This is a genomic window from Mangrovibacterium sp. (assembly GCF_059905295.1).
On record NZ_JBZQJF010000156.1, the window covers coordinates 20,423 to 27,995 of the forward strand.

The 7,573-nt window shown below is 38.8% G+C and carries 4 protein-coding genes; all 4 read right to left on the bottom strand.

Annotated features, from left to right (window positions below):
• Nucleotides 1-188 precede the first annotated feature (188 nt).
• Nucleotides 189-2,129 carry a RagB/SusD family nutrient uptake outer membrane protein gene (locus tag AC37HE_RS08250; RefSeq protein ID WP_500782352.1) on the bottom strand — a complete coding sequence of 647 codons (1,941 nt, stop codon included), beginning with the start codon at nt 2,127-2,129 and terminating at the stop codon, nt 189-191.
• A 22-nt stretch (nt 2,130-2,151) separates the two neighbouring features.
• A complete protein-coding gene (locus AC37HE_RS08255) occupies nt 2,152-5,523 on the bottom strand; it encodes a TonB-dependent receptor (protein ID WP_500782353.1) in 3,372 nt (1,123 codons plus the stop codon).
• A gap of 152 nt (nt 5,524-5,675) precedes the next feature.
• Nucleotides 5,676-6,668, bottom strand: coding sequence for a FecR family protein (locus AC37HE_RS08260; RefSeq protein WP_500782354.1), 993 nt, complete (start codon nt 6,666-6,668; stop codon nt 5,676-5,678).
• 102 nt (nt 6,669-6,770) lie between these two features.
• On the bottom strand, nt 6,771-7,319 hold the full coding sequence (locus tag AC37HE_RS08265; RefSeq protein WP_500782355.1) for an RNA polymerase sigma-70 factor: 549 nt from the start codon (nt 7,317-7,319) through the stop codon (nt 6,771-6,773).
• Nucleotides 7,320-7,573 lie beyond the last annotated feature (254 nt).

Sequence of the window (7,573 nt, forward strand, 5' to 3'; positions counted from 1 at the left end):
AATTAATGATAACGTTTACATTTTATATCACACTGAATTTGTGAACTTTAATATTAGGCAAATATTTTTATATTTGAAAACGTTTCTACACTTTTCTACACAAGCTATAAAAAAGTAAGGAGAAGACATTTCTGCCTTCTCCTCATCAAAATATTCACCGAAACAAATGAATTATGAATGAAATCAAATTAGTAACCGTTTGTACCATATTCATCAGCATTGTCGATCTGACTTAAGAAGTCGTAAGAGATTGGTCGCAAGTAGTTTTTAGCAGTGAACGAAGCGGCAGCACGTGGGTTGGTAGAGGGTAAACGAGTTTCAAATGCATGATGGCGTTTTAGCAAAGCCCATCGATCAAACTCACCACACAACTCTCGGGCATACTCATCAAACACAACATCCATGTCTGCTGTCGACAGCTTCATATGGCTGTCGAAGTCGGCTGCATTACGACAAGCACGTTTGCGCAATACATTCAAGTATTGGGCGGCTTTAACTTCATCTCCCAATTGAGCATTAGCTTCGGCAGCAATCAGGTAAACCTCAGCCATACGCATAATCATGATATCTCCACACTTATACTGCAAATTACCACCATTGAAGGCTCCATCATAGTTCCAGTTCATCTTTGATAAAGCCGGATACAGCTGATAGCTATTTGTTCCATCAAACATGGAGGATTTATATTTACCTTCAGAATCGAACAGGTCGTCTATATTCATACAGAAATAAGCACGTTCAGCTTTATCTGCTTCCGACAGATAATCTTTACTCAAGTAGATGAGAAAACGATCGTCATCTGCTTCCAACGGATAAGGATGCACATAGACATTTTTCACATCTTGTAAGTGGGTAATATCTCCTGAGTGATCTCCCTTGGGCCAAACTTTTGCAGGATATTGGTTCCCATAGTCAGTGCTAATAGCTGCTACATCAACATAAGGATAAATCACCTGCCCCACATGAGAAGCGTCAATTCCGTACTTTTCACAAAGTTCTGCTGTCAGCGTCAGCTGCTTGCTTTCATAAGAAACCCATCCCGGTTGTACCATCGAGAACTCTGCGAAAGCAGTAATAAATGTATTCTCCCAACGCTTGTCGTAATTAGCGTCGAAACAATCAATCAAATATTTAGAGGGTGCTAACACATTATTGTTTACACGACCGTAGAAATAATTTCCTTTGTCGCGCGTAGCATATAAATCGCTCAATTTATAGGGGTTTGGAGAAACAAAAGACAAAATATTATTCTGTTTTCCAACCAAATAGGATGGATCGTGTGGATTTGGACCACTCGCAATAAATAAGGCTTCCTGGTTGTCCCTATTATTTGATTGAGCCCAAAGATCATTAACATCATCATACATAAACGCACCATCAGCACTCTGATTTGCAATAAAATCCTCGGCCACTACCCTTGCACGCTCCCAATAAGACACACCGTCCTCGCTCAATCCTTCACCGGCCCCTTGAGCATAAACTCGAGCCAGCAGACCAAGAGCGGTTTTTTTGGTAACCCGTGCATAATTCCCCTCATAAGGTTCAATAGGTAAATTATCTGCTGCAAATTTCAAATCAGCGATGATCTGAGTATATATTTCTTCGATTGTATTTCTTTCGGGACGAAGATTTACACCGTCAGTCTCGTGCAAATTCAAGGTGATTGGACCATACTGAGTTACGAGTACTGAATAGTAAAAAGCTCGCAAGCAACGAGCTTCAGCTACCAATGTTTGGATATCGGAAGCATTGCCATCCGTAACACCCGCTGCTCTGTCAATTACTGTATTACAATTATTGATCATTGAATAAGCCATTGTAAACACCTTATTGGGATAGCTAGTATTTGTAGCCAATCCTTCATAATAATACACTTCCTGAGCCCAAGTTCGGTTATAAGCTGTAATCCAGGTATCCGTCCCCCCCTCTGAAAGCGAAAAATATTCATAATTAAACAAGTAACCGCTCAAGGACTTATAACAGTGCGATTGCAAGCTCTTCCAGCCATCGAAAGTTGTCAAAACATCATCGGCAGACAACGACGTCGGATTAAATTCATCTAAAGTACATGCGTTCAGATTGACAAGCAGAAGCAGTACTGATGTGATTCTAAATATTATCTTTTTCATTATTTCTTTCTTTTAGATTCAGTTAAAAGGTTAAATTCAGACCAAATACCAACTGCTTTGTAAGTGGATAATCGATACTTCCATTCATCTCAGGATCATAACTTTTCAGCAAGTGACTTTTTGCAACAACCAGTGGATTCGTGATTGTTCCATAAATACGACATTTTTCAATTCTCCACTTGTTTAGAAGGTTCTTGGGAACTGTATATCCCAAAGTGACATTCTTAATCTTGAAATAGGAACCATCAACATAATTCAATGCAGCACTACCAATGTAATTTGTTATACCCATGCTTGAATTAATAGCTGGGAAATCGTTTGACGGATTGTCTTCAGTCCAGTAGTTAAAATAGGTTGGGAAGTTTCGGACACCTGTAGGATCATAGCGACCAAGCATTGCATAGTCTATCATTTGCCCCCAGCGCATGTACATAAAGAAAGCCAAATCGAAATTTTTATACGTGAATGTACTTTGGTAACCCAAAGTCCAGTTCGGTGAGTTATGACCTAGCACCTGGTAGTCTGCCCCACTCGGCGTGTACTTATTGTTGGCATCGTAGTAGGTTTTATTCCCCTCTTCATCTACTTTATAATAGTTCCCTTCTGATTCTCGCTCCAAACCAGGAATATTAATTTTCAAATCACCCGGTTTAGCCCCAAAAACAGCAGCATCATTCTCTTCACCTAATTGCCAAATACCGTCAAGTTTATAATGATAGTATGAATTAACAGCATATCCTTTCGACAATGTGAAATCACCTACTGGAATATTGTCTGATGTTCCATCCTGAAGGGCTATAATTTCTTCCTTGTTGTTCGTAAATGTCAATGTAGAATTCCAACGAAAATTACGATGATCAATATTTACAGTATTTAAAGCCAGTTCAATCCCCTTATTGCGTGTTTTACACAGGTTAATATTCATTTCATAAGGACTAGTAGGATCATAACCACCATTTACAATGGGTAGCTTGCGTGACCAAATAACACCATCGGTATTTGTTCTGTATACATCAGCAGTTAAATCAATGCGACCATCGAGCAGATTAGCATCAAGACCGATATTCGTATTGTAAGACTTTTCCCAAGACAACTCTGAATTGGCATAATTTTTTGAAAACTGGTAAATATTTTCCACTTGCCCACCAAGAGCCATTGAGGCAAATTCAAGATTATTAACCGAAGAATAAGGATCGATACTTGCTGTACCCGTAACACCATAACCAAGGCGCAGTTTTAAGCTCGTAAGCCAATCTTTTGTTCCGGACATAAATGCTTCATCTGAAAGACGCCATCCGACAGAAACTGCAGGGAAATAATCCCAACGATTATTGGCAGACAAACGCGAAGACCCATCTGCACGCATCGATGCGGACAATAGATATCGTCCTAAGTACGAATAGTTAACACGGCCAACAAAGCCAAGCTCTTTTGACATATTGTAGCTCGTTGCATTACTAGCATACTCGGAACCTGCTGTCATGTTATACCACAAATACTTATTGTGCTCAATATTGGTCTGCTGCATCCATGAATAGTCGTATTGATTATGACTATATGATGAAACACCTGTCAGCGTGAAATTATGATTGTTTTTCACCGTAAAATTATAGGTTACAATATTTTCCCACTTGTAATTGTAACTACGATTTTGTGTAATTGATGCTAAAACATTGGAATTTGTCCCCTGAGCTGTTGGTCCTGAATTCACATAATACTGATAGGAGCCTTCGCCCTGAAAATAATTATTGCGCATGAAACCCAGGGAACCACCTAACCGTGAAGTAATTTTCAATCCACTAAGCGGAGTAATTTCAATATAAGGATTAATGAAGAGATTTACATTTTGATCCTGGTTTTTATAAACATCCTTTTGGGTATTCAGCAAAAGGTTTATCATAGTACTACCAATTGCCGGTTCAATATTAAAATTTCCATCACTGTCCCGAACCTTTCCAAGCGGTTCGGCAGCAAGAGCATTCTCCAATTTTGCGTAAGCTTTATCGCGATCCACATACGATCCCTGCAAATTTACGCCAACTTTCAACCATGATTTAATCGTATTATCAATACGAATATTGGATGAATAAACACGATAAGTATCGCCCGTATATTGGCCATTTTCCTCTGTATAGTTCAGTGAAAAATATGTTTTTGTTTTTTTAGTTCCTCCAGAAATTGCCAAACTATAGTTTTGAGTCACCGCAGTTTGCATCAACTCTTTTGGCCAATCAATATAGTCTCCATTAAGGTGTGCCTGATATAATTCGGCAGAAGCAAAAACATTTTCATCATCAGCTGGAGAACTCCAGTTACCGGTCGCTTTATTTGCGTCCCTAAGTGCTTGAATATAACTTTCGCCCTTACGCATTTCCGGTAGTTTTGCCCATCCGTTAAATCCGGTGTAAACATTCAGATTTACATTTAACTTCCCTTGTTTAGCACTCTTAGTTGTAACCAAAATAACTCCATTGGCTCCGGCCGAACCATAAATAGCAGTCGACGATGCATCTTTTAATACCTCAATCGACTCAATGTCATTTGGATTCAATGTTGAATAGTCTCCTGGCATTCCGTCAATAATAAACGTTGGTGTACCACTAGCGGTAAAGGAGCGGGTTCCACGTAGCTGAATATTAACACCAGCACCAGCTTGTCCCGAAGGACGGGTAATATCCAAACCTGCAACGCGCCCTTGTAACCCTTCCATCACATTCGGGGCAGGAGTTCTGGTAATATCTTCGCTTTTCACTGAAGCAATCGATCCGGTTAAGTCTCTTTTCTTCATCGTACCGTAACCAATAGCAACAACTTCGTCCAGGCCTATAGACTCCTCTTCCATCGTCACATCAATGACTGATAGATTCAGAGCTGGCACTTCAACTGTTTTCATACCGACAAAAGAAAATACAAGGATGCCATCATTAGGGACACCTTGTAAGGTATATTTACCATCAACATCGGTAATTGTGCCTTCGTTTGTACCTTTAATAACAACAGTCACACCAGGCAGAGACTCCCCTTTTTCATTTATCACCTGACCTTTTACGGTTTTAGTTTGCTGACTCGCTACATTAACCGTGGAATTATTATCATCTGAATAAAGCACATAACTATTATTGAAAGAGCGATATTTTATATTGGTTCCTTCCAGCAACTGGTCTAATGCTTTTTCGATATCTGAAAATTCCAGATTTAGACTGACTTTCTGATCAACATCGACATTTGCCCGGTTAAACAAGAAAGTGAAGTTTGTTTCTTCCTCAATTGTCTTCAAGACATCGACAATTGACTGATTTGTTGCCTTTATCTGCACCATCTTGGTATTCTGCGAATAAACGCTTGCAGAAACCTGCAGAAAAGCCATCAGAATAAATAGGCTTGTTAGTTTCATGATACGCAAAGTTTGTTTCGGAAACCACCGGAGCGGTATCCGAAATTTCATACGGATTTTTTTCATAAGTTTGTATTGTTTATTATTAACTAATTTGTTACGGCTGCAACCGTAATAAATTCAAAAGGGAAGTGCTGCAACACTTTCCTTTTTTAATTTGCTTTCAATTTTATTTGACTTCCGTCTATCTCATAATTAAAGTTTGACGTTAACTGCATCATCTTAAATAATTCCCGAATACTTTCAGTCTTAATAGTCATTGTAAAATAATCGCGCGTAGCCAAAGCCGGATCCAGGTCTATTTTAACACCATACCAACGTTCAATCCGAGGTACCAATTCTGCAAAATTGGTATCTACAAGCTTCAGTTCGTTGTTACGCCAAACGCTATAAATTTTTGAATTAACTTTCCGTACCTGAAGGGTATCATTGGTTAACACGGCTTGTTCTCCCGGAGTGATAGCGTACTCCCCGGATAGTTTCTTACTAAACAACTCAATTTTCCCTTCATCCAAAGTAGCTTCAAATGGCTCATCTGCATAATTACGCACATTAAACTGAGTTCCAAGCACACGAATATTCATCCCCGAAGGTGTATCAACAACAAAAGGATGTTTAGGATCTTTTGTAATATTGAAATATCCCTCACCTGTTAAACTTACTTTTCGCGGATTAGCTGCATCGTAACTTAAGGTCGATTCCGAATTTAGCCACACGACACTGCCATCAGGCAAAACAAGACTTGATTTCTCACCTGAAGGCACACGTACAGTCAATAACTCATGACTCCGTTGGTCAATACGTGACAAACGGTAAGTTTGAAGTCCTGCAAAACCAACACTTAATAAAATTAAAACCGATGCTGCTACCCCAATCCATCTTTTTGTAAGCTTGATTATGGGTTTTCCATCCGATATTGATGGACGCATACGACGAGAGTAAAAGTCTGACCACTCCTGATCAATATCAATTTCCGAAGCTAATCGGTTTTGTTGACTTAATTTGTAGGTTTCGTAAAAGCTTCGAAGCTCTTTTCTGTTATTCTCCGACAAAGAAGCCCAACGTACAATTTCACGATCTTCTTCCTCCGTGCTTTCGCGAAGAATAAAACGCACTATTAAATTTTCATCGATAGCTGAAGCCATATAATTTGTGTTTCTATTAAGCAATACAGTTCTCCCGGAGTTTACCCCGACAAGAAAGATTAAAATATTTATATTTTTTTTGAGATGTGACTCGAGTGACTGCTACAAGTACTCTTTCAGCAAAGTCCGAAGTCGCGACAATGCCCTGCTCATTTGCGTTTCAACTGTTTTCACTGAGATATTCAACTCTTCTGAAATCTGAGCATACTTTAGCCCTTTATCACGGCTTAACAAGAAAATTCGTTTACATTCAGCCGGCAGACTTGCAACTGAGGCGTCAATTGTTTCTTTCAGTTCATGTATTTCTACCGACTGGTATAATACATTCTCTTTTGTATCTGAATTATACAAAAGATACAACACTGACTGAAACTCATCGACAACACGCTTGTGCTGCAATAAATTGAAACAGGCATTCTTAACCGACCGAAACAGGTAAAACTTCAAATCATCATCCAGGGGCAATACATCGCGCTTATCCCATACTTTCACAAAAACGTCTTGGACAATTTCCTTCGATTCCTCCGAATTATTCGTGTATCGATCTGCAAAAAAACACAATCGAACAAAATATTCCCGAAAGATTTGCTCAAACTGCTTTTCCTTTTGTATCGAAACAGGCAAGATTTTATTCTTCTTCTTAAAGTTCATTGTATCTTTAATAAAACAGTCAATTCTTCCAGGCAAGGATTAGTAAACAAATATATGAAAACGTTTACAGGATAAAATAAAACTGTTTTATAAAATAAACCACACTAAGGAACAAAGAAACAAATCACTGTTATTCAGCCCTCTGGAAAACTCGAAGCATAGAAGCATAGACAAAAGCTATTATCTGACGATAAATTATTTCAATTTCATGCTTGATTTTACTTTAAAACACTATATTTGCACCGCGTTTAACA